20 protein-coding genes are annotated in these 23,276 nt (G+C 59.7%); 12 read left to right on the top strand and 8 right to left on the bottom strand.

Annotated features, from left to right (window positions below):
- Window positions 1–41: 41 nt before the first annotated feature.
- Together ACQZ5K_RS10560 and ACQZ5K_RS10555 are read right to left on the bottom strand one after the other, a co-directional pair.
- Entirely contained in the window at window positions 42–1,967 is a 1,926-nt protein-coding gene (locus tag ACQZ5K_RS10560; RefSeq protein WP_448740319.1) for an autotransporter assembly complex protein TamA, read from the bottom strand.
- 175 nt (window positions 1,968–2,142) lie between these two features.
- Window positions 2,143–2,394, bottom strand: a complete 252-nt coding sequence (locus ACQZ5K_RS10555) for a YMGG-like glycine zipper-containing protein (RefSeq protein ID WP_003492347.1) — start codon at window positions 2,392–2,394, stop codon at window positions 2,143–2,145.
- Between the two features lie 372 nt (window positions 2,395–2,766).
- On the opposite strand from ACQZ5K_RS10555, the gene hemA reads away from it, so the two are divergent.
- Window positions 2,767–3,984 carry a 5-aminolevulinate synthase gene (gene hemA, locus ACQZ5K_RS10550; RefSeq protein WP_003521261.1) on the top strand — a complete coding sequence of 406 codons (1,218 nt, stop codon included), beginning with the start codon at window positions 2,767–2,769 and terminating at the stop codon, window positions 3,982–3,984.
- A gap of 35 nt (window positions 3,985–4,019) precedes the next feature.
- Here hemA and dxr read toward each other — a convergent pair whose 3' ends face one another.
- Window positions 4,020–5,213: a 1-deoxy-D-xylulose-5-phosphate reductoisomerase gene (dxr, locus tag ACQZ5K_RS10545; protein ID WP_448740318.1), complete on the bottom strand. Its 1,194-nt coding sequence runs from the start codon at window positions 5,211–5,213 to the stop codon at window positions 4,020–4,022.
- A gap of 188 nt (window positions 5,214–5,401) precedes the next feature.
- Between dxr and ACQZ5K_RS10540 the strand changes: the two genes are divergently transcribed.
- Window positions 5,402–6,103: a phosphatase PAP2 family protein gene (locus ACQZ5K_RS10540; protein ID WP_448740317.1), complete on the top strand. Its 702-nt coding sequence runs from the start codon at window positions 5,402–5,404 to the stop codon at window positions 6,101–6,103.
- A gap of 31 nt (window positions 6,104–6,134) precedes the next feature.
- Complete coding sequence (locus ACQZ5K_RS10535; RefSeq protein ID WP_448740316.1) at window positions 6,135–7,388, top strand: FAD-dependent oxidoreductase; 1,254 nt, start codon at window positions 6,135–6,137, stop codon at window positions 7,386–7,388.
- 6 nt (window positions 7,389–7,394) lie between these two features.
- Here the strand turns inward: ACQZ5K_RS10535 and ACQZ5K_RS10530 are convergent, their stop codons facing one another.
- From ACQZ5K_RS10530 to ACQZ5K_RS10515, 4 genes are read right to left on the bottom strand one after another with little or no spacing between them, the layout of a single operon-like run.
- On the bottom strand, window positions 7,395–8,321 hold the full coding sequence (locus ACQZ5K_RS10530; protein ID WP_448740315.1) for an ROK family protein: 927 nt from the start codon (window positions 8,319–8,321) through the stop codon (window positions 7,395–7,397).
- A gap of 3 nt (window positions 8,322–8,324) precedes the next feature.
- Window positions 8,325–9,497 carry an N-acetylglucosamine-6-phosphate deacetylase gene (gene nagA, locus ACQZ5K_RS10525; protein WP_448740314.1) on the bottom strand — a complete coding sequence of 391 codons (1,173 nt, stop codon included), beginning with the start codon at window positions 9,495–9,497 and terminating at the stop codon, window positions 8,325–8,327.
- Window positions 9,494–10,516, bottom strand: coding sequence for an SIS domain-containing protein (locus ACQZ5K_RS10520; RefSeq protein WP_080815708.1), 1,023 nt, complete (start codon window positions 10,514–10,516; stop codon window positions 9,494–9,496). Before ACQZ5K_RS10520 ends, nagA begins: the two co-directional genes overlap by 4 nt.
- 27 nt (window positions 10,517–10,543) lie before the next feature.
- A complete protein-coding gene (locus ACQZ5K_RS10515; protein ID WP_003521268.1) occupies window positions 10,544–11,296 on the bottom strand; it encodes a GntR family transcriptional regulator in 753 nt (250 codons plus the stop codon).
- Between the two features lie 450 nt (window positions 11,297–11,746).
- Here ACQZ5K_RS10515 and ACQZ5K_RS10510 point away from each other — a divergent pair, with 450 nt between their 5' ends.
- The 5 genes from ACQZ5K_RS10510 to ACQZ5K_RS10490 all read left to right on the top strand — a co-directional run bounded on the left by ACQZ5K_RS10510 (window position 11,747) and on the right by ACQZ5K_RS10490 (window position 17,249).
- Window positions 11,747–12,928 carry a Gfo/Idh/MocA family protein gene (locus ACQZ5K_RS10510; protein ID WP_142779805.1) on the top strand — a complete coding sequence of 394 codons (1,182 nt, stop codon included), beginning with the start codon at window positions 11,747–11,749 and terminating at the stop codon, window positions 12,926–12,928.
- Window positions 12,929–12,939: 11 nt separating this feature from the next.
- Window positions 12,940–13,824 carry a carbohydrate ABC transporter permease gene (locus ACQZ5K_RS10505; RefSeq protein ID WP_448740313.1) on the top strand — a complete coding sequence of 295 codons (885 nt, stop codon included), beginning with the start codon at window positions 12,940–12,942 and terminating at the stop codon, window positions 13,822–13,824.
- Window positions 13,821–14,678: a carbohydrate ABC transporter permease gene (locus ACQZ5K_RS10500; protein WP_003521274.1), complete on the top strand. Its 858-nt coding sequence runs from the start codon at window positions 13,821–13,823 to the stop codon at window positions 14,676–14,678. The genes ACQZ5K_RS10505 and ACQZ5K_RS10500 overlap by 4 nt, the downstream gene beginning before the upstream one ends.
- Before the next feature lie 38 nt (window positions 14,679–14,716).
- Entirely contained in the window at window positions 14,717–15,949 is a 1,233-nt protein-coding gene (locus tag ACQZ5K_RS10495) for an ABC transporter substrate-binding protein (RefSeq protein WP_003521275.1), read from the top strand.
- A gap of 187 nt (window positions 15,950–16,136) precedes the next feature.
- Window positions 16,137–17,249 carry an ABC transporter ATP-binding protein gene (locus ACQZ5K_RS10490; protein ID WP_448740312.1) on the top strand — a complete coding sequence of 371 codons (1,113 nt, stop codon included), beginning with the start codon at window positions 16,137–16,139 and terminating at the stop codon, window positions 17,247–17,249.
- Between the two features lie 152 nt (window positions 17,250–17,401).
- On the opposite strand, the gene ACQZ5K_RS10485 is transcribed toward ACQZ5K_RS10490, so the two are convergent.
- Window positions 17,402–17,887 carry a hypothetical protein gene (locus ACQZ5K_RS10485; protein ID WP_003521277.1) on the bottom strand — a complete coding sequence of 162 codons (486 nt, stop codon included), beginning with the start codon at window positions 17,885–17,887 and terminating at the stop codon, window positions 17,402–17,404.
- Between the two features lie 243 nt (window positions 17,888–18,130).
- Here ACQZ5K_RS10485 and ACQZ5K_RS10480 point away from each other — a divergent pair, with 243 nt between their 5' ends.
- The 4 genes from ACQZ5K_RS10480 to ACQZ5K_RS10465 all read left to right on the top strand — a co-directional run bounded on the left by ACQZ5K_RS10480 (window position 18,131) and on the right by ACQZ5K_RS10465 (window position 23,267).
- On the top strand, window positions 18,131–18,994 hold the full coding sequence (locus ACQZ5K_RS10480; protein WP_448740311.1) for a MurR/RpiR family transcriptional regulator: 864 nt from the start codon (window positions 18,131–18,133) through the stop codon (window positions 18,992–18,994).
- A gap of 82 nt (window positions 18,995–19,076) precedes the next feature.
- Window positions 19,077–19,859: an SDR family oxidoreductase gene (locus ACQZ5K_RS10475; RefSeq protein WP_448740310.1), complete on the top strand. Its 783-nt coding sequence runs from the start codon at window positions 19,077–19,079 to the stop codon at window positions 19,857–19,859.
- 44 nt (window positions 19,860–19,903) lie between these two features.
- Window positions 19,904–21,823: a beta-N-acetylhexosaminidase gene (locus ACQZ5K_RS10470; protein WP_448740309.1), complete on the top strand. Its 1,920-nt coding sequence runs from the start codon at window positions 19,904–19,906 to the stop codon at window positions 21,821–21,823.
- Window positions 21,824–21,833: 10 nt separating this feature from the next.
- Entirely contained in the window at window positions 21,834–23,267 is a 1,434-nt protein-coding gene (locus tag ACQZ5K_RS10465) for a M81 family metallopeptidase (RefSeq protein ID WP_448740308.1), read from the top strand.
- The last annotated feature ends 9 nt before the right edge of the window (window positions 23,268–23,276 follow it).

Raw genomic sequence — 23,276 nt, 5'->3', positions numbered from 1 at the left:
GGTAATCTACACTCTGTTGCAAGGGTGTTCGACTGCGGCGTTTAAAAAGACTGACCGATGCCAGCATAAATGCCGAAACTGTTGCCGCCATCGTATTTGTCGAGCGGCATGGCGACATCGAGACGCAGAGGCCCGAAGGGGGTCGCGTAACGCAGGCCGATACCGGCGCCAGCCCGGATATCGGAAAAATCGGGTGCCACGTCTTCCGAAACCACACCCGCATCGATGAAGGGGACGATGCCGATCGTATCGGTGACCTTGATGCGGGCCTCAACGGAGCCGACGACATAGGAGCGGCCGCCCGTCGCGTCGCCGGCGGCATTATAGGGCGATATTTCCTGGTAGCTGTAGCCGCGTACCGATCCGCCGCCGCCGGCGTAAAAGCGCCTGGTGGTGGGTATGTCCTGCAGATCGCTGCCGCCGACCAGCACGCCGCCGGAAAGCTTTCCGGCCATGATCAGCCGGTCCTCGGCGCCAAGCCCCTTGTAACCCGAAATGGAGCCTTCGAAAGAGGAAAAGAAGGTGCCGTTCAGCGCTTCATAGCTGGGCTTGGCGGCCAGCGAGGCGCGAAAGCCTTCGGTCGGGTTCAGCTTGTCGTCGCGTGTATCACGAACAAATTCCAGCGGGATGGAGGTGGTGAGATATTCGTTCTTGCCGAATGCGTCTTCCGTATCGGCCCATTGCACCTCAAGGCCGGCTGCGGCTGTATCGGTATCGTTGAGCTCGTAGGCGAAACCGGCTGTGCCCGTCACTGTCTTGGCGTCATATGTATCGGGGTGTTCGGTCTTGGCAATCAGGCTGGTCTTGAAGGTGGTGCGCGGATTGAACATGCCGGGCTTGGTGAAAGTGATGCCCGCCGAATAATCCATGCCTTCGACGCTCGATGCCTCTGCGATGCGCGAAACCGAACCTTCGATCCGCAGCGATTCCGCCTGTCCGAACAGGTTGCGGTGGCCCCAATAACCCTGCAGGCCGATGCCTTCCGTGGTGGAATATTGCGCGCCGACGCCGAAATAGCGGTGCTTGCCTTCCGAGACCTCGATGGTAAGCGGAATGGTGCCGTCGCGCGCCAGCGTTCCCGCTTCCTTGATGGTCAGGCTGGAAAAGACGCCGAGCTGTCGCAGCCGGTCGGCGGCCTTGCGCAGTTTTTCCGGCGAATAGGGCTCGCCGCCATTGAGGCGCGAATAACGGCGGATAAAATCGCCATCGACGGTTTTTTCACCCGTAACGGTCACCGTGCCGAGGGGCGCCACGGGACCGCCTTCGGCCGCCATGGTAATGTCCACCGTATTCGTCGCGTGGTTGGCGACGGCCTCGCGTTTCGTCAGCTTCGCAAGCGGACGGCCTTCGGCCTTCAGATCATCGATCAGCTTGTTGCCGGCGCGGATGATGGCGAGAGAACCCGCGTCGCCGCCGGTCGTCAGGCCATATTCCTCAAGGTTGCGGCCGGTGACATCGCCTTCAAGCCTGACATTGCCGAGTTTGAAGACCGGGCCGGGTGTAACCGTGATGACCACGGGTACCGGAGCGGAATGATCGAACACCGGATTGGGCGGGAGGCTATCCACATCCTTGCCGGCCACCGTGACCTTGACGATGCCGCCATAACGGGCGTTTTCATAAAGCGCCGCGATCAGCCTGTCCCGGTCGTCTCTCGCCTTTATCAGAAGGCCAAGATCGCCGGAGGCCGGCTTGTCCTTGTCGGCAAGAAGAAGCGAACTGTTTTCCAGGCTGTCTTTCAGGGACTTATCGGCGTCCGCGGCATCGAGCGTGACGGCGTATTTGACGGGGTTGATAACCTCGACCTCCGCTTCTTCCGAACCCCAGAGGCGCATGCCGAACAGTTTGAAGGCAAAGGCATCACGGGTAAACGCCGGATACAGGGCGAACGTCACAGCAACCGCAAGTGCGGTGCCAGCTTTCCGATACGCAATACCTGTCTTCGGGTTAGTTCGTGTTCTTCGCATAAGCTGCTTTATGGTTGAGCCTTTATTGTCGCCCTAACCCGTTTCCTGTCCGTTAACATTGCAATTTAATCATAAATAAACGGCTTTGAGGACCCTTGCGCTTGTGTTTTGCCGCCCAAAACGCAAAAAGCCCCGGGTGACCGGGGCTTCTGTGCAACGGTATTTCGCGAAGCGATTAGCGGCAACGCGCCGTGTAACGCTGACCGTACTGGTCGCGATAATAGCAATAGCCCGGTTCGGAAGCATTGCCGATTAGGGCACCGCCCACACCGCCGATTGCCGCACCCACTGCCGCGCCACGAACGTTGCCCGTGATAGCGCCGCCAAGGACAGCACCGGAAACGGCGCCGATCGAAGCTCCCTTTTCGGTCTGCGTGCAGCTTGCGAGCGACAGGCCGACCAGCGCAAATATGATTGCCTTTTTCATGAAACTCTCTCCAACGTTACAATGAGCTCTTGTGGCTCGGTAGGCGTCCCATATTTATCTGCGGCGACTGCTACCTCCGACCGCCACAGATAACTAACAATTCGATGTCGTTTAGGGAAGCCTCCTGTTTCGGGGATTCCGCCGAGCGTAAATCGATTGTGTGCCAGACAACGGCGCGGCGCAAAAAAGGTTCCAAAAATCCGAGTTTTTTGATGTGAATCAATTTTGTACTTTTCATCGGGTTCTATAAACGGTTTATTGGAATGGTTCAAAACAACGGCGAATTGACGCAGACTCGGTTAATGTGGCCCGCAAGGGTTGACGGTCCCGGTGTCGAGGCAGAAAACGATCTGGTCAATTCTGGAGCATGGCATGGACTTCGAGGCATTTTTCACGACGGAACTGCAAAGCCTGCATTCTGAGGGACGCTATCGCGTTTTTGCGGATATCGAGCGCCAGCAGGGCAATTTCCCCCGTGCGACACGGTATAACGCCAATGGCGAGCGCAAGGATGTGACCGTCTGGTGCTCCAACGACTATCTCGGCATGGGCCAGAACCCGAAAGTCATCGAAGCCATGAAAGCCGCCATCGATCACTGTGGCGCGGGTGCGGGAGGCACCCGGAATATTTCTGGCACCAACCACTATCACGTCCTGCTCGAGCGCGAACTTGCTGACCTCCACGGTAAGGAATCGGCGCTGATTTTCACCTCGGGTTATGTCTCCAACTGGGCCACCCTCGGCACGCTCGGTCAGAAGATTCCGGGCCTGATCATTTTCTCGGATGCACTCAACCATGCATCGATGATCGAAGGAATCCGTTACGGCCGCTGCGAGCGGGTGATCTGGAAACACAACGATCTCGAAGACCTCGAAGCCAAGCTCAAGGCGGCGGATCCGAATGCGCCGAAGCTGATCGCCTTCGAATCCGTCTATTCGATGGATGGCGATATCGCGCCGATCAAGGAAATCTGCGATCTGGCCGACCGTTATGGCGCCATGACCTATCTCGATGAAGTTCATGCCGTTGGCATGTACGGACCGCGCGGCGGCGGCATTGCCGAGCGCGAAGGCCTGATGGATCGCCTGACGATCATCGAGGGAACGCTCGGCAAGGCCTTCGGCGTCATGGGCGGCTATATTACCGGTTCCACGGCGGTCTGCGACTTCATCCGTTCCTTCGCTTCGGGCTTCATCTTCACGACGGCCCTGCCGCCTTCGCTCGCCGCCGGCGCGATTGCGTCGATCCAGCATCTGAAGGCAAGCCCCTTCGAGCGCGCCCGTCATCAGGACCGGGTGCGCAAGCTTCGCGGCCTTCTCGATGCGCGCGGTATTCCGCACATGGACAACCCAAGCCACATCGTGCCTGTCATGGTGGGCGATGCCGCCAAGTGCAAATGGATTTCGGATATCCTGCTCGACAATCACGGTGTCTATGTGCAGCCGATCAACTATCCGACCGTGCCGCGCAAGACCGAGCGCCTGCGCATTACGCCGACGCCGCTGCACAGCGATGCCGATATCGAGCATCTGGTCGGCGCGCTGCACCAGCTCTGGTCGCATTGTGCGCTGGCGCGCGCTGTGGCGTGAGGCCGCAGTTTAGATAAGAGAAGACCGGGCCGCGTTTACGCGGCCTTTTCTTTGGTGGCGATCAATTCGCGGGCGTGACGACGGGCCTCCTCATCCGCTGCGAAGACATCGTCAATCGTGGCGGCGGAGCGGCCGCCATGCATGCGGTCCATGACCGTTTCGACGATCTCGGCCATATCGAGAAAACCGATATTGCCCGCAACGAAAGCGTGAAAGGCGGTCTCTTCGGCGGCGTTCAGGGCGGCGCCCTGCAGACCGCCGCGCTCCAGCGCGGTGCGGGCCAGACGGATCGCCGGGAAACGGGCCTCATCCGGCGCTTCGAAATCGAGCCGCGCCAGTTTTGCGAAATCCAGCCGCTCGACACTCAGATTGCCGCGTTGCGGATAGGTGAGGGCATAAGAAATAGCGGTGCGCATGTCGGGAGAGCCGAGCTGGGCGATATAGGAGCCGTCGGTGTAACCCACCATCGAATGGATGATCGACTGCGGGTGGACGATCACCTCCACCTGATCGGGCCTCAGATCGAAGAGATATTTCGCCTCGATCATTTCCAGCCCCTTGTTGAACATGGAGGCGCTGCCGATGGAGACCTTCAGTCCCATCGACCAGTTGGGATGGGCGCGGGCGATATCCGCCGTGACATTGGCCATCTCCTCGCGCGACCAGGTGCGGAATGGGCCGCCGGATGCGGTCAGCACGATGCGTTCCACGGCCTGCTTATGTTCGCCCGTCAGGCATTGGAAGATTGCGCTGTGTTCGCTGTCGACCGGGATCAGCCTGCCGCCGCCCTGCTTGACCGTGCGCAGAAAAACATCGCCAGCCGAAACCAGGCATTCCTTGTTGGCGAGCGCGATGTCTGCGCCACGCCGTGCGGCTGTAAGAGTAGGTGCAAGGCCGGGGGTTCCGGCAATCGCCGCCATCACCCAGCCGGCATCCGTCGACGCGGCCTCTTCGAGGCCGGATTTGCCTGCCGCAACCTCGATGCCGGTGCCGGCAAGGGCCGATTTCAGCGCTTCGTATTTGTCGTCCTCGGCGGTAACTGCCAGCCGCGCGCCGAATTCCCGCGCCTGCTCCGCCAGAAGCGCGATGTTGCCCGCGCCGGTCAAAGCCGTGATCTCGAACGCGTCGCGGCCACCCAGCTGGCGGACGACATCCAGCGTATTGGTGCCGATCGAACCGGTCGAACCCAATATTGTCAGCTTGCGTGGCATTTCACTGGCATTCGTCATTTTCAGTCCGTCGGTCGTTTCCGGTTCGCACCTCTCGGTGCACGTCGTTTTCCCGAAAACGCCATGCACTTTCGGGCAACATTCCTTAGCCTCTACCCGCGAAAACCAGCCATAACAAGGACAAAGCCGGGGCTATTGTTTTTGCGGAAGGCAAAGCCATATGCAAGAAAAACAATGAGAGGATATCGATGCGACGTTTTCTGGTTTCCAGCGGGTGGATTTTTGCGGCAAGCCTTGTGCTGGTCCTTGTCTTCATTCCTTTTGATCCGCGTCTTTCCGAAAGCGCGCAGGCGCTGCCAGGGGGCGTGGTCTCCTTCAATCGCGCCATTACCGATTTCGGAACCTTCCGCTGGATGCTCTATTCCACCGGCCTTCTGGCGATATTGGCCTATGTCGCCGCACGGGTTTTAAAGGCTCAGACCTATAATGGACGGCTGAGGACGGCATGGCGGCTTCTTAGCTATTTCTTCCTGACGATCGGAACGGCGAGCATTCTCGTCCATACGCTGAAATTCCTGATAGGACGGGCACGGCCGGAGCTTCTGCTGGAAATGGGCGCCTATAGCCTCACCCCATTTACCGGCGACAATCTCTATGAAAGTTTCCCCTCGGGCCATTCGACCGCTGCCGGGGCGTTTTTCGGCGCTTTCGCCATGTTGATGCCGCGCTTCCGCTGGGCGTTTCTCCTGCTTGCCCTTGTCATCGGTGTTTCGCGTGTCATCGTCGGCGCACATTATCCAAGCGATGTCGCCGCCGGGCTTTTGCTGGGCATGTGGACGGCCATGGCCTTCGCCTTTATCTTTGCCCGGTCCGAAATGCTGTTCCGGTTCGATGCGCAGGGCTGGCCGCAGCCGAAGAATGTAAACCTCCCGGCGGCGGATACACGATAAGGACCTCAAGCGGGATGTAAGGGGGAAGGTGATGGAAGAAGCGACAATCGCTCCGGAAAATGACGGCGGGGCCGTTCAGCACATCCGCACGTCCGTCGCCGTGGCCGGCGGCGGGCCGGCTGGCATGATGCTTGGCCTGTTGCTCGCGCGCAGCGGTATCGATGTCGTCGTCGTTGAGAAACACGGGGATTTTCTCCGGGATTTTCGCGGCGACACTATCCACCCTTCAACGCTTGAATTGATGGAGCAACTCGGTTTCATCGATGAGTTCCTGAGCCTGCCGCACACACGTGCACCGAGGCTGAATGCGGTTATCGGCGGCGAGCGTATCACGATAGCGGATTTTTCCCGCCTGCCGGTCCGCCACCGCTTCATCGCCTTTATGCCGCAATGGGATTTTCTCAATTTCATCGTCGGCAAGGCGGGACAATACGAAAATTTCCGATTGCTGATGAATGCGCCGGTGACCGGACTGATCGAGCGCGGTGGCCATATCGGCGGTCTCACGGTCAGCACGCCGGAAGGCATCATCGAGATCGAGGCCGATCTGGTGGTGGGGGCGGATGGGCGAAACTCCACCGTCCGCGAGGTGGCGGGGCTGGAAGTGCAGCGCTTCGGCATTCCGACCGAGGTGCTGTGGATGCGTCTTTCGAAACAGCCCGACGATCCGACGGAAACCATGGGGCATGCCGGGTCGCGGCAGGGTTTCGTCATGATCAACCGGGGCGATTACTGGCAATGCGGTTATGTGGTGCGAAAGGGGTTTTTCGCGGACATAAAGCTACAGGGAATTGAAGCCTTCAGGGACAGGGTTGCGGAAATCTGCCCTTTCCCACGCGAAAGGCTCGATGAGCTCAAGAGCTGGGACGATGTGCATCTCCTCACCGTCCGTATCGACCGGCTGAAGCGCTGGTGGAAACCCGGCCTGATCTGCATCGGTGATGCGGCCCACGCCATGTCTCCCGTCGGCGGTGTCGGCATTAATCTGGCCATTCAGGATGCGGTTGCGGCGGCCAATATACTGGTGCCGGTGCTCGTGTCCGGCCGGGCCATTGCCGATGACGATCTCGCCGCAATTGAAAAGCGGCGATCCTTCCCGACCAAGGCCACGCAATTTCTGCAGCGGATGATGCGTATCGGCGGCAAAAAGGGCCGGGCCGATGCGGAAAAACCGAAAGGACCGCCAGCCTTTGTGCTGGCCATCATGCGGTTTCCGCTTCTTTCCCATTTGACCGGCCGGCTGGTGGGGCTGGGTTTCCGCCGGGAAAAGATAGAGACGGTGTGACGCCGCTCAGGCAGTGCCGGCGGCTTCTTTCTCATATTTCAGCCCGATAACGGCGGATCCGATCAACCCCGGCTCGATACGGCAGATGGCGGGCACGACGAGGGGGCGGTCGAAGCGCCTCAGAATGCGGCTCCTTACCACCTCGTCCAGAGCGGCGAGAAGCGCCTTCGAATTCGAAAGTCCGCCGCCGACCGGCACGATGGTTGCGCCGGTAACGTTGATCACCATTGCCAGAGGCGAGGCGAGAATATCGATAAGGACATCGATGGTTCTTGCGGCCTTCGCATCGCCCGCCTGCCAGGCCGAAATAATATCCTCGCTGCTCATCGCCTGCTGGTGAAGATGCGAATGCAGTTTTTCCATGCCACGGGCGCTGCCGATTGCGTCGATGCAGCCGGTAAGGCCGCAACCGCATTCGAAACGCGGCAGCGAAACCGGCGGATTTCCGGCCAATGTCGCGGCCACCGGCCCATGTCCCCATTCGCCGGCGAAACCGCCGTCGCTGTTGATGAGCTTGCCGTCGATCACCAGCCCACCGCCGACACCCGTTCCGAGGATGACACCGAAGACCACGCGATGACCCCGTCCGGAACCGATTTCCGATTCGGCGATCACGAAGCAATCCGCATCGTTCGATACGATGACGGGAAGGTTCAGCGCCTTTTCCAGCTCGTCCTTCAAGACCCTGCCATGGATGCTCTGAATATTGGCGACAGTGGCCTTGCCGGTGTCGGGATCGATGACGCCGGCAATCGACAGCGACACGCAGGCGGGTGTGCCGCCGCTATTGTCGATGACGGATTTCAGGCCGGCGGCGAAGTCTTCGAAACTGGTCTTGGGCGTCGGGATACGCGGCACGGGCCGAATATCGTCGGGAGCGTAGGCAATCGCGCCCTTGATGGTCGTTCCGCCTATATCGAAACAAACGATCATGATTCAGGCTCCGGAACGGGTGGCATCGTGGATTTTTTCTGCGCCGATCCATGTCGAATGCATCTGAAGGTCGGGTGTCAGCATGACGAAATCCGCATCGAAGCCGGGCAGGAGCTTACCCTTGCCAGAAGCGCCGACCGCCTCGGCGGGATAAGCGGACGCCATTCTCAAGGTCTCGTCCAGCGGTGTGTCCAGCTTTTCATGCATGAAGCGGATGCAGGAGAGCATATCGATATCCGCCCCCGCCAGCGTGCCGTCGGCCAGCGTCAGCCTGCCGCCGTTGCGATAGACGCGCCTGCCGTTCAGTTCGAAACCGTCATCATCCGTGCCGATGGTGGACATGGCGTCGGTGACGAGGAAAATGCGGCCGGGATTATTCTTGGCGCGAAGCGCAATGCCGATTGCTGCAGGATCGACATGGAAACCGTCGGCGATCAGCCCGCAATCCAGCTTGCCGCTCGAAAGTGCCGCGCCCACCAGTCCCGGTTCGCGATGGCCGAGCGGGCTCATGGCGTTGAAGAGATGTGTCACCATGGATGCGCCGGCCTCGGCATAGGCCGCCGCGACGCCAAGGCCCACATCGGTATGGCCGAGGCTGACGACGATGCCGGCCTTGTGCAGCGCTGTGACCTGCGCCTCGGTTACGTTTTCCGGGGCGATGGTTGTCAGCACGAAGGGAAGCTTCGCCTTGCAGCCCGTCAGAACCGCAAGATCGGCCTTTTCCATTTTTCGGATCAGCGCCGGATCATGGGTGCCCTTGCGTGCGACGGAAAGATGCGGCCCTTCGAAATGCAGGCCGAGAAAGCCGGGCACCCCTGCCTTGTGGGCGGCGATGCCGGCTTCGGCGGCTTTGGCCGTGATATCCGGCCGGTCGGTGATGAGAGTGACCATCAGCGCGGTGGTGCCGAATTGCGCATGGGCCGAGCAGATGCGGGCAATGCCTTCCACATTCGGCTCGTTGTTGAACATCACGCCGCCGCCGCCATTGACCTGAAGGTCGATGAAGCCTGGCGCAATGAACAGTCCTTCCGCATCGATGATTTCGGCGTCTGCGGGCACGGACATGCGGTCGACGATGTTGGCAACGTGGCCATCGCCGGTCACGAGCGCTTTGCCATCGTGCCACGCGACGCCATCGAAAATGCGGGCGCCGACAAATGCCTTGCTGCTGCTCATTGGGTTTCCGTCACCTTCTTCAATGCCACGGGCGCATCCGGGTTGAAGCCGCGGGCGCGCGACAATTGCTCGATGAAGCCGTAAAACGGCGCGATCAGCAACAGGGCGTCGGTCAGCGGGTGATTGGTTTCCACAAACGGCAGGGGCTTGGCCGGGCTGCCTTTTGTGGAGGTGACGAAAACACTTGCGCCCTTGCCGGCGAGACCGGCCGCGATATCGGTCACGGAGGTTTCGGCGCGGTCACGCGCGGCAAAAGCGATGACGGGAAATTTCGGTGCGACCAGCGAAACGGGGCCGTGCATGACTTCCGCCGATGAATAGGCCTCCGCGTGGAGTTCGCAGGTTTCCTTGCATTTCAGCGCGGCTTCCGCGGCAATGGCCAGCGCCGGACCGCGGCCCAGCATATAGAGCGATTCCTCGCCCTTGACCGCTTCGCCGATCTGGCTCCAGTCGAGTGCGATGGCCTTGGCGAAATTCTGCGGCAGGGCGCTGACGGCTTTGGCGAGCAGGCTGTCTTCCGTCCATTCGGCAAGGATTGCGAGGCCGGCGACGATGGAGTTGACGAAAGATTTGGTTGCGGCCACCGCTTTTTCAGGGCCCGCCTGGATATTGATGGCGTGATTGGCAGCATCGCCGAGCGGTGAGGGCAGGGTGTTGACCAGCGAGAAGGTGAGCGCGCCGCCCTTGCGGGCGCTTTCCGCCAGAGCGACGATGTCAGGGCTTTTGCCCGATTGCGAGACGGCGAAGGCCGCCGCCCGGTCCAGCCGCAGTTTCGTCTGGTAGATGGAGGCGAGCGAGGGGCCGAGCGAAGCGACCGGAAGCCCGGTCTGCAATTCGATGGCATATTTCAGGAAATGCGCGGCGTGGTCGGAGGAGCCGCGTGCAATGGTGACGATAACGGCCGGGTCACGGGCCTTCAGCCTGCCTCCGGCTTCGTGGAAGTCGGCATTGGCATTGTCCAGCAGGCGGGCGACTGCATCGGGAATCTCATCGATTTCCTGGCGCATCAGGGTTGTCATCGTTTCGTGTCCTTGATCAAGAGATTGTCACTCAGGCCCCATCGTCAGTTCGGCGACGAGGTCATAGGCGTCGCTGCGGTACAGCGCGCGGGATATTTCCATGAGGCGCCCGCTTTCCAGATAGGCCATTCGCTGTACGGAAAGCGCTGCCGAACCCGGCGGAACTCCAAGCAGCAATGTTTCCTCATCGGTGAGGTTACGGGCGGAGATGCGCTGAATGGCGCGCACCGGGCGAATGCCATTTTTCTCGAGCTCCAGATAAAGCGAGTTTTCCACCAGTTGCGGGTCAGGCAGGATATCGCCCGGCAGGCTGGTGACTTCGAGTGCGATTGGCTGGTCATTGGCAAGACGCAGGCGCGTGAGCCGCGCCACCATGGCGGATTGGGAAAGGCCGAGCGCCATCATCTCGTCGCCGGTCGGGTGGAACAGGCCTCTGTCCAGCCAGCGGGTGCTCGCCGTCATTCCACGCCGGCGCATGTCCTCGGTAAACGAGGTGAGTTTGGTCAGGGGCTGCTGCATGCGGGTGATGGGCTTGACGACGAAAGTACCCGAACCGTGCCGGCGAACGAGAAGGCCGTCGCGGACAAGATCGTCCACCGCCTTGCGCACCGTGACGCGGCTGACGCAGGCGCTTTCGGCGATATCGCGCTCCGGTGGCAAGGCATCGCCGTGCTTCAGGCGGCCGCCATTGATGGCGTCTTCAATCGTCTGGCGCAGTTTCAGGTAAAGCGGGCCGCCGCCTGATTGCAGGTCGTCCAGATTAAGCGCTGCCCCGTTCATCCATAACCTCTGTCACGATCCATGTGGTCGGCGATATGGCCGGCTCTGGCTATATCATATGCCACGCAATCGGCAATACCAAAATAGAACCATTGCTAGATTTGTACGATTAATCGGTGGTTTTTTCGATATTTTGCCGAATAATAAGGCTGCATGCTTGATATTTTCGCATTAACCAAAAAAATTTTCTCGATAACGGAATTGCTCTGGACGATTGGCATTTTTTTGGTATTGTTTTTGCGTCGGTGGTCGGCGGCGATCCGTTTCGCATCCGTCGCGCAGGGAAAATCGGTTTCCGACTCGCGGCAGCGTTTGCGAAATCGAATTTAGCTTGACCGTTGTGAAAATTAATTTCATCGTGGCAGGAAATTATCGCAGATAACTGGATGGCCAGCACAGAAATGGTCGCTTCTGCGAAAATGAATTACGAATGAACAGGGAACAAAGTTCATGAAGGTGGGAATTATCGGACTCGGATTCCGTCTCGGTTATCTGGGCTACGTTTTTCATGAGATCGACAAGGATTTCGAGATCGTCGGTTACGTCGATCCCGCGCCGGCGGGCCTGCCGGGCCTGCTGGAAAAGGGCATTTCGGCCGGCAAGGCTTACGATAGTCCCGAGGCGCTGATCGCAAACGAAAAATTCGATCTCTTGATGATCGGTTCACCGAACCACATGCATCTGGAACATATCCGTATCGGGCTTGAGGCCGGCTGCACCATCTTCTCGGAAAAACCCATCGTCGTCAGCATCGAGGAGAGCCTCGAGCTTGCCCGGCTGCTCAACAAGCACGGGCATGAGCGGCTGCTCGTTGGTCTGGTTTTGCGTTATTCCCCGCTCTACCGCGATCTGCGCGCCGCGCAGGCCGAAGGCAAGCTGGGCGATGTCGTTTCCATCGAGGCCTCGGAGCATATCCCGCCCTATCACGGCGCATTCTTCATGCGCGACTGGCGGCGTTACGAGAATTATTCCGGCTCCTTCATGCTGGAAAAATGCTGCCACGACCTCGATCTCTATAATGGCGTGGTCGGTGCGCGGCCGCGTTTCGTCTCGAGCTTCGGCGGGCGCAAGAGCTTCACGCCGGCAAACGCGCCGCAGCATGACGGCATCAACGACATGGAGGTTTACCATCGCAAGCCGAGCGGCTGGATGGGCTCCGACAAGGTCTTCGATAGCGACGGCGACATCATCGATTACCAGACGGCGATCGTAGAATATGAGAACGGCGCATCGCTCGCCTTCCATACCAATCTCAACGTTCCCGACGATTTCCGCCGTTTCTGCGTCATCGGCGCCAAGGGCATGGCCGAGGGCGATTTCGTGCGCGGCTTCCTGAACGTGCACAATGCCCGGACCAATGAAAAGACCGTGGCCAAGACCTATTCGGCGGCGACCGCGCTCTCGCAGCATTATGGTGCGGATGAGCAGATGGCCGAGGACGTGATCGCCCATATCGTCAAGGGTGCGGCCCTTCCGGTTTCCGCACTCGATGCGATCGAGGCCGGTATTCTGGCGCTTGCCATGGATGAAGCGCGCCATGGCCGTAAAGTGATCGATCTCAAGCCGGTGTGGGAGGAATACGATCTGGCGCTGCACGGCCAGCCGAAATCCCCCGCCGTGAAATCGGCTTGAGGGGCGCGGCGATGGATGCGAAACGCAGCGCGGTCGTCTTTGCCTGGCTTCTTCTTCTGCCGGCGCTTTTATACATCACGGTTATCGTTGCTTATCCGCTCGTCGATACCTTCATCCTGTCCTTTACCGATGCGTCGCTTAGAAAAACGACGAATTGGGTCGGCTTCATCAATTACGAGAAGATTTTCAACGCGACTTTTGCCGAGGTCATCACGCGGACCTTTATCTGGACGTTCTTTTCCGTCTCGATAAAGATGATCATCGGCACATTCGGTGCGGTCTTGCTGAATTCGGCCGTGCCCGGCCGGGCGCTGTTTCGCCTTTTGACCATGCCGCCATGGATCGTGCCTATGGCTATCGGCATCTTCATGTGGGGCTGGATGTATAACGGCCAGTTCGGCATGATTTCCGGCGTGCTGCAAAATCTCGGGCTTGTGAATGGGCCTGTTGCTTTCCTTGCTTATGGCAACACCGCCTTCTGGGCGACGATCATCACCGACGTCTGGATCGGCGTGCCGATGGTGACGCTCTATCTGCTGGCGGCCATTCAGGCCATTCCGCAGGATCTCTACGAGGCCGCGTGGACAGACGGGGCAAGCCGCTTTTACCGCTTCCGCCGCATCACGCTGCCGCTGATGCTGCCGGCCATGATCACAATGTCGATGATATCGCTGATTTCGACCTTCAATTCCTTCGACATCATCTGGATCCTGACACAGGGCGGTCCGACCGGCCAGACGACGACCATGATCATCGACACGTACAAGACGGCGATCGGCTCCTACAAATACGGTGAAGGTGCCGCGCGCGCCGTGCTGATCTGCATCTTCCTGTCTATCTTCACCTATTTCTACTTCCGCATCACCAGCCGCATCTCGCAGGAGGCCAGCCGATGAGCGACAAGAATGCGATGATCAACCGCTACAGGTGGTATGAAATCGTCGGGATCTATTGCGGCATCGCCGTGTTCCTGACCTTCGTGCTGGCGCCCTTCGTGGAAGGATTTCTGGTTTCGCTGAAACCGCTCAGCCTGCTTTTCTCCTCGCCCTACAAGTTCTGGCCGGAAAACGGTTCCTTCGAGGCTTACCGGACCATGTGGGTCAGCGTTCCGGGCTTTGCCCGCTACGTTTTCAACTCCTTCTTCATCTCCACCATTTCGACCATTATCGTCCTCATCCTGGTGGTGCCGGCCTCCTATGCTTTCGCCCGTTTCGAGTTTCGCGGACGTGGGCAGGTGCTCGGCGCATTTCTGGCGATCAACATGTTTTCGGGCGCGGTACTTCTGATCCCGCTTTACCGGCTGATGCGCAACATGGGTGTGCTGAACACCTATCTGGCGATGATCATTCCCGGCGCGGCCTTCCTGATCCCCACCGCCATCTGGCTGTTGCGCACCTATATGCTGCGTATCCCGCGGGAGCTGGAAGAGGCGGCCTATGTGGATGGCGCGAGCTATTTCTATACCTTCCGCCGGGTGATCCTGCCGCTGGCGATGCCGGGCATCGCCGTCGTCTCCATCACCACCTTCATCGGCGCCTATGCCCAGCAGTTCATCTTCGCGCTCACCTTCAATTCCAAGACCGAATATATGCCGCTGCCCATCGGCCTCTTCGCCTATTTCGGTCGCCAGGAAGTCATCTGGAATGAGTTGATGGCGGCCAGCTTCGTCGGCATTGCGCCGGCCATGGTCGTGATCTTCTTCATGCAACGATATCTCGTCAGCGGTCTTACCGCCGGCGCGGTGAAATAAACAACAACCGGAACGACCACCAAAACGGGAGACTACCTATGGCACTGAAACATTACGGATTGGCGCTCTGCGCTTTCGCATTTGCCGGTTCCACTGCCCTTACGACGGTGACGGCGCACGCCGCCGACAAGGAGATCAGCTGGATCTATTGCGGCGACAAGATGGACCCCATCCATGAGAAATACATCAAGGAATGGGAAGGCAAGAACGAGGGCTGGAAGGTCGTGCCCGAGGTCGTCGGCTGGGCCCAGTGCCAGGACAAGGCGACCACGCTCGCCGCTGCCGGCACCCCGGTCGCCATGGCCTATGTCGGTTCGCGCACGCTGAAGCAGTTCGCGCAGAACGATCTCATCGTTCCGGTGCCGATGACCGAAGACGAAAAGAAGAGCTATTACCCCAACATCGTCGACACCGTGACCTTCGAGGACACGCAGTGGGGTGTGCCGGTCGCCTTCTCGACCAAGGCGCTTTACTGGAACAAGGACCTGTTCAAGCAGGCGGGTCTCGATCCGGAAACGCCGCCGAAGACCTGGGCCGAAGAGATCGCTTTCGCCAAGCAGATCAAGGAAAAGACTGGCATCGCCGGTTACGGCCTGCCCGCCAAGACCTTCGACAACACCATGCACCAGTTCATGCACTGGGTTTACACCAACAACGGCAAGGTGATCGACGGCGACAAGATCACCGTCGACAGCCCGCAGGTTGTTGCAGCGCTGAAGGCCTATAAGGACATCACGCCCTATTCCGTCGAAGGCCCGACAGCTTATGAGCAGAACGAAATCCGCGCCATCTTCCTCGATGGCAAGGTCGGCATGATCCAGGCCGGTTCGGGCGCCGCCACGCGCCTGCAGGAAACCAAGATCAACTGGGGCATCGCCACGCTGCCGCTCGGCCCGGAAGCAAAGGGTCCCGGCACGCTGCTCATCACCGACAGCCTTGCGATCTTCAAGGGAACCGGCGTGGAAGAAAAGGCGACCGAATTCGCCAAATTCATCACCTCGCCCGGTCCGCAGGGCGAATACGAACTGCAGGGCGGCGCGGGCCTCACCCCGCTGCGTCCGTCGCCGAAGGTCGATGAATTCATCGCCAAGGATCCCTTCTGGAAGCCGCTGATCGACGGTATCGCCTATGGCGGTCCCGAGCCGCTCTTCACGGACTACAAGGGTTTCCAGGACACGATGATCGAGATGGTGCAGTCTGTCGTCACTGGCAAGGCAACCCCGGAAGATGCCGCGAAGAAAGCGGCTTCGGCTCTCGAGCAGTATAAATAATCTTTCATGAGCACGGATGCGGGCGCTGGCCGTCCGCATCCGGCAAGTTTCGCCGTGGGAATGCCCTGCGTCTTCCGGGATGCTCTTTCCCCTGTTTTCAACGGTTCCGATCCGGTGTGGCTTTGCTCCTGTTTCGGAACATCTCTGAACGTGGCCAGATGTCGGCCGCTGACGGGAGAGGCAAGTCTTGGGTCAGCTTTATCTCAACAACGTCCGCAAGAACTATGGACATTTCGAAGTCATCAAGGGCGTTCAGCTCGACATCAGGGATGGCGAGTTCGTCGTTTTTGTCGGCCCCTCGGGATGCGGCAAATCCACATTGCTGCGCATGATCGCAGGCCTTGAGGATATTTCCGCCGGTGACGTCGTCATCAATGGCGTGAAGGTCAACGACTTGCCGCCGGTCAAACGCGGCATCGCCATGGTGTTCCAGTCCTATGCGCTCTACCCGCACATGACGGTTTTTGAAAACATCGCTTTTCCGCTGCGCGTCGAGAAGATGGAGGAGGACAAGATCAAGCAGAAGGTCGAGGGCGTCGCCAAGATTCTCCAGCTCGATCAGCGTCTGCAGCAGCGCCCCGGCATGTTGTCCGGCGGTCAGCGCCAGCGCGTGGCGATCGGCCGCGCCATCGTTCGCGAGCCGAAGATATTCCTGTTCGACGAGCCGCTTTCCAACCTCGATGCAGCACTTCGCGCCGATATGCGCATCGAACTCACCAATCTTCACCGGACGCTGAAGGCGACGATGATCTATGTCACCCACGATCAGGTGGAAGCTATGACCATGGCCGACCGCATCGTGGTGCTGAATGCCGGCGAAATCGCCCAGGTCGGTGCGCCGCTCGAGCTTTATCACAAGCCGGCTAACCTCTTCGTGGCAGGTTTCATCGGCAACCCGAAAATGAATTTCCTGAAGGTCGCGTGCAAATCCGTCAGCGCCGAGGGTGTGGCGGTGGAATATGAGGGACAGACGATCACCGTGCCGGTGGAGCCCCGCGCCGGTCTTGAAGGCACGCAGCTGACGCTCGGCATCCGCCCGGAACATACCGGCCTCGAAACGGCCGACCTCAATGTCACGGTCGCGCCCAGCGTGATCGAGCGGCTCGGGGTCAATACCATTGCCTATGGCGTCGCGCCGACGGGTGAGAATTATTGCGCGCTGCTTTCCGGCTCCGCACCTGTGGTCGTGGACGAGCCCATCGTCACCGGTATCAAGGCATCGGATTGCCATCTGTTTGACGAAAGCGGCATTGCGCTGGAGCGGCGCGTCGATCTTTCAGTCCTCAAGTTGATCCAGTAAGGCGCAGGAGCCGGGCCATGTTATCTGTTTTTCCATGCCCGGCTGTTCCTGACGCGATCCGTCCCCGGCAGCATTTTTCCGCCCCTTCCAGACGAAAAAACAACGCCGGGCTTTCGGCCCGGCGTGCGAAGCTTTTCCAGATGTCCGCCGGATCACGGCATGGGGTTGGGCATGTAGCCGGTGAAACCGCTGATCTTCCAGCGTCCCTGATGCAGCCGGCAATAATAGAGCGTCTGCCATTTCATGACGTCGAAGCTGCCATCGGCCTTGCGAAGCCCACCGTCGAACTTTTTGCGCACCAGCGCGGTCTCACCTTCCACTTCGATTTCTTCCAGCGTGGTGGTCGCAAAGATCGCATCGCGCGGGTTATCTGCGAATTGCTGGGTTTGAAAATCCTGCGCCTGCCGCAGCCACTCGTCGCGATAGGCGCTGAGCGAAGGGAACGACAGGCGCCAATTGTCCGGGTTCGCATCCCGGTTGGCGTTGATGCCGAGAAAGCCGTCCTCGACGAAATCATCCGCGACCTTCGACCAGTCGGCGGCAAGGAAAGCGTCGATGTCCCGCGTTACCAGCATCTCCCAGATGGAATGGCGGGCGATGTCTGTTTCGGGAAAGGGGTTTTTGAAGGGATCACGCATGGTTTGGGTCCATTATTGAAATTATTTTCAAGATTTGGAGATTTCTCTGGTGTTGATTGTTGGCATATGCTCATCTCTCAATCAACAGAGAAAATAATTTTCAAATCAAAGGTGTGCGTGGTGTCGTCAGCTAGACGAAACATCCTCGATTCATGGATCTATGCGGTTGACGGGCGCGCTTTCTTAGGGTGCATCGGAAACGGGGCCAAGCCTTAAGTTTTGGCGGAACGGAGACCGGTGAACATGGATATTTTCGCAAAAATACAGGAAGACAGGGGACAATTCTCGCAGTCGGAGCGGCGGATTGCCGATATTCTGGTTTCGGACTTCGAATTCGCCGTCAATGCCTCGATCATCGAGCTGGCGGCCCGCGCCGAAGTGTCGCCGCCGACCGTGACGCGGTTCTGCCGTCGGCTGGGGTGCCAGAGCTTTTCGGATTTCAAGGTCAGCCTCGCCAAGACGGCCTATGTGGGTATTCGATACCTCACCTCCGAACCCTCCAGCACCGGTCCCTCGGATGTGGCGGAAGAGGTGCTCGCCAAGGCGCAGGAAGCGCTTTTCCTGTTGCATAGGACGCTCGATCCAGCCCTTGCCGATGAAGCGGCGATCAGGATTGCCAATAGCGGCATGATCTATGCCTTCGGCGCAGGCGGCAATTCCTCGATGATCGCTTCGGAAATTCAGAATCGGCTGTTCCGCCTGGGTTTGCGCGTTTCGACCAGCGCCGATCACAGCATGCAGCTGATGATGACGGCTGCGGCGCGCAAGGAAGATGTCATCATCGGTTCGTCCTTTTCCGGCCGCAACATGGAACTGGTGAAATGTTTCAGGCTGGCGCGGGAAATGGGGGTCACCACCATCGCGCTTACCCAGAGCGACACGCCTGTTGCCGCGGCTGCCGACATGGTGGTGGCCGTCAATGTACCCGAGGGAAACAATATCTTCCGCCCCACCTCATCGCGCTACGCCTATCTGGCCGCCGTCGATGTTCTGGCGACGCTTGCTGCCTATCATCAACGGCAACGATCGATGGCGACGTTGCGTCATATCAAGCAGCAGCTCGTGGAACATCGTGACCCGGATGACAAGCAATTGCTCGGTGACTGAGGCGGGCTGACGAAAAACACAGGCTGCTTTGCCTGAGACCCGCTTTATGGCGGGTCGGAAAGCTTCAAGGGAGTTGTAGGAGATGAAGGACAGGAAAGACCAGCTCGCCGTCGTTACCGGCGCGGCAGGTGATATTGGCCGGGCAATTGCCACGGCGCTCGCTGAAAACCATGCAAAGGTCGTGTTGGTCGATATCGACCCTGGCGCCCTTTCGAGCGCGCTATCCCTGCTTTCCAGTTCCCGCTTCGTTGCGAAAACCTGCGATGTCACCGATCCGCAGGACCTTGCTAGGCTGGCCGCCGAGGTTGCGGAGCTGGGCGATGTTGTAACCCTCGTCAACAATGCGGGCGCGGCAAGAGCGGTCAGCCTGCACGACACGACCGCCGATATATGGCGCAGGGACAATGCCCTTAATCTGGAAGCGCCGTTTCTTTGCTTCAGGGCTTTCGAAGAGGCGTTGAAGCGAACCCAGGGGTCGGTGGTCAATATCACGTCCGTGAACGGCATGGCGGTCTTCGGCCACCCGGCCTATAGCGCCGCAAAGGCCGGGTTGATCCATCTGACCAAGCTGATCGCCGTCGAATACGGCAAATTCGGCATCCGTTCCAACGCCGTTGCGCCGGGCACCGTGCGCACCCAGGCATGGGAGGCGCGGGCCGCCGCCAATCCTCAGGTCTTCGAAGAGGCGAAGCACTGGTATCCGCTGCAACGCATCGTGAGGCCCGAAGATGTGGCCAACGCCGTCGCCTTTCTGGCCGGCCCGCAGGCGGAGGCGATCAGCGGCGTGTGCCTGCCGGTCGATTGCGGACTGACGGCGGGGCAGGCGCCGCTGGCCCGGACCTTCTCGCAATCCGAACATTACTGACCGAAGCCCTCCAGAGGGCTCAATGCGCAATAAAGGGGAGCATCATGGCGCTCGCACATTATCGTCTCGAAAATTCCTGGCATCCGCTCAAAGATTCCGCCTCGGGCGGTTTTACATTTACTCTGGTCAATCTTTCCCGCGAGCCGCTGAAGGATTTTCGCGTCGTCTACACGTCGTTGACGCGGACGGTAGACAAGCCCGCTTGCGACAATGCCGTTTATCTGCGCCGCAACGCCAATTTCCATGAGTTTGCACCGCCGCCGGGCTTCATGCTCGAGCCGGGGAAATCCTGGCGCTTCACCGTCGATGGCCTGCTACGACCGGCCCGGCATCGCACGGATGGCGCGAAATCCGCCTATGTCAGCCTTGCCGACGGAACGCATCGCGTCGTCGATGTCGGTGACCTGATGCTGGATGGGCGTCACAGCGAGCCGGCACCGGTGCTGCTTCCCGAAGGCAAGCTCGATCTGCCCTTTTCCATCCAGCCCTGGCCCGCTGAAATCGACGCTGAACCGGGCGAGGGTTTTCCCGTCGCGCTCTTCCCGGCGGAAGATGCGGGTGCAGAAGAAGTGCTTGCGGTGGAAACCGTGCTTTCGCTGTTCCGCAGGCTCTTTGCCGTCGGGCACGTGCCCTTCAGCCTTGCGCCGGTTCATGAGGGAAAACCGCTTCGTTTCAAGCGGCATAGCGGGCTGGAAGCGGAAGGTTATCGCCTCACTTTCTCAAAAGAAGCGGTGGTCGTGGAATATTCGGCCGCTGCCGGTCTGCAATATGGCCTGACGGTTCTGGCGCAGCTGCTGCATGGCGCGCGCATCGATCCCGAATTCCGCTTCCCGGCCTCCGGCACCATCAGCGATGCGCCCCGTTATAGCTGGCGCGGCTGCCATCTCGATGTCTCCCGGCAATTCTATCCGACAGGCGATGTCCTGCGGCTTATCGATATTCTCGCATGGCTGCGCATGAACCGCTTCCATTGGCACCTGACGGATGACGAGGCATGGCGGCTCGAAATCAAGGCCTATCCGCTGCTGACCACCGTTGGCGCCACGCGCGGTCCGGATGCGCCGCTTCTGCCGCAGCTCGGTAACGGGGCTGAGCCGGTGTCGGGCTATTACACGCAGGATGAGGTGCGCATGGTCGTCGCGCATGCGGCGGCATTGAACGTCGAAATCGTGCCGGAAGTCGATATTCCGGGCCACAGCACGGCGGCTCTCGTGGCCTATCCGGAGCTGACGGATGGGCAGGAAGCGCCGGACAGCTACCGCTCTGTGCAGGGATATCCGAACAATGCGCTCAACCCGGCCATCGAGCCGACCTATGAATTCCTCGGCAAGATATTCGATGAGATGGTGGAGCTGTTCCCGTCGCGGCTGATCCATATTGGCGGCGATGAGGTTGCGGATGGGTCGTGGCTGGCCTCGCCGCTTGCCAAGGCGCTGATGGAAAAGGAAGGGCTCGACGGCACCTTTGGCATCCAGTCCTATTTCATGAAGCGCATTCAGGGGATGCTGCATGAGCGCGGTCGCCAGCTTGCCGGCTGGGACGAGGTTTCCCATGGCGGCGGCGTTGATCCCGCCGGAACGTTGCTGATGGCGTGGCAGAAGCCGGAAGTCGGGCTTGAGCTTGCAAAGCAGGGCTATGACGTGGTGATGACGCCGGGTCAGGCCTATTATCTCGACATGGTGCAGGATGAAGCATGGCAGGAGCCGGGCGCAAGCTGGGCCGGCACCGTTCCGCCTTCGCATACTTATGCCTATGAGGCTGTCGGCGAATTTCCCGAGGAGTTGAAGGAGCGGATGAAGGGCGTTCAGGCCTGCATCTGGTCCGAACATTTCCTCAATCGTGCCTATTTCAACCATCTGGTTTTCCCCCGTCTGCCGGCGATTGCCGAGGCGGCGTGGACGCCAAAGGCGCAAAAGGACTGGCTGCGTTTTGCGGCCATCGTCCCCTTGAACCCGGTTTATTGAGGAAGGCGATATGCGTATTGCCGTGGGTGGAATTCATACCGAATGCAGCACCTATTCGCCGGTGCTGATGGGCGAGCAGGACTTTCGCGTCTTTCGCGGCGCGGAACTGCTGGAGGCCGAATATTTCAATTTCCTCGGTGAAGGCGGGGCGGACGTGTTGCCGCTTCTGCATGCGCGGGCGGTGCCGGGCGGCCCGGTGTCGCGTGTGGCCTATGAGACGTTCAAGGCGGAGTTTCTCGAACGCCTGAAGGCCTGCCTGCCGCTGGACGGGCTTTATCTCGCCATGCATGGCGCGATGAATGTCGAAGGCATGGACGATGCGGAAGGTGACTGGATTTCAAGCGCCCGCGCCGTCGTCGGGCCGGATGTCGTGGTCGCTGCGAGCTATGACTTGCACGGCAATGTCAGCCAGACGATCATCGATCAGCTTGACATATTTGCCGGCTATCGAACTGCGCCGCATATCGATGTGCGCGAGACGATGGTGCGGGCGTGGACGATGCTGCTGAAGGCCCTGAAGACGGGCGAAAAGCCTGGCGTCGCTTGGGCGAAAATCCCCGTTCTGCTGCCGGGTGAGAAGACCTCCACGGAAGACGAACCCACCAAAAGCCTTTATGCCGTTCTGCCGGATCACGATGCGCGGCCCGGCATTTGGGATGCGAATTTCATGATCGGCTACGTCTGGGCGGACGAACCCCGGGCGACGGCCTGCGCCGTCGTGACGGGAACGGACAAAGCGGCCGCACAGGCGGTCGCGACCGAGATCGCGCAATCCTACTGGAATGCCCGGCAGGATTTTCGTTTCGGCCCCGTGACCGAGCCGCTCGAGGTCATTCTGGATATCGCCGAAAACACGGCAACGCGGCCGATCATCCTAGCCGACTCCGGCGATAACCCGACCGGCGGCGGGGTTGGCGATCGTGCCGATGTTCTGGCTGCGCTGATTGCGCGCAACTGGCAGGGTGCGCTGCTGGGCGGCATCACCGACAGGCCGGCGGTCGAAGCCTGTTTTGCGGTCGGCGAAGGTGCCGCGCTTTCCCTGAAGATCGGCGGCAGTCTCGATCCGCAGAGCCCGTCCGTGACCGTCGAGGCCCGTGTTGTGAAACTGGACGATCCCGGTGCTGCTGACCAGCGGCAGGCAGTGGTCGCCATCGGCGGCATCAAGGTCATTCTGGCGGCGCGGCGCAGGCCCTATCACATGATTTCCGATTTCACGCGTCTCGGCTTTAATCCAAAGGAGGTGCGGCTGCTGGTCGTCAAGTCCGGTTATCTTTCACCGGAGCTTGCGCCTATCGCCAATCCCAACCTCATGGCGCTGACGGAAGGGGTCATCAATCAGGATATCGAAAATCTTCCCAATCGCCGCCGGGACGGCGATTTTTACCCATGGAAGCCGCATTTCGATTATACCCCTCAGCCCATCCTTTCGGCCCGCTGGCGATGACAGCGGTTC

This window comes from Agrobacterium sp. 22-226-1, from assembly GCF_053522345.1.
This window is presented reverse-complemented; position numbering and strand designations above follow the sequence as displayed.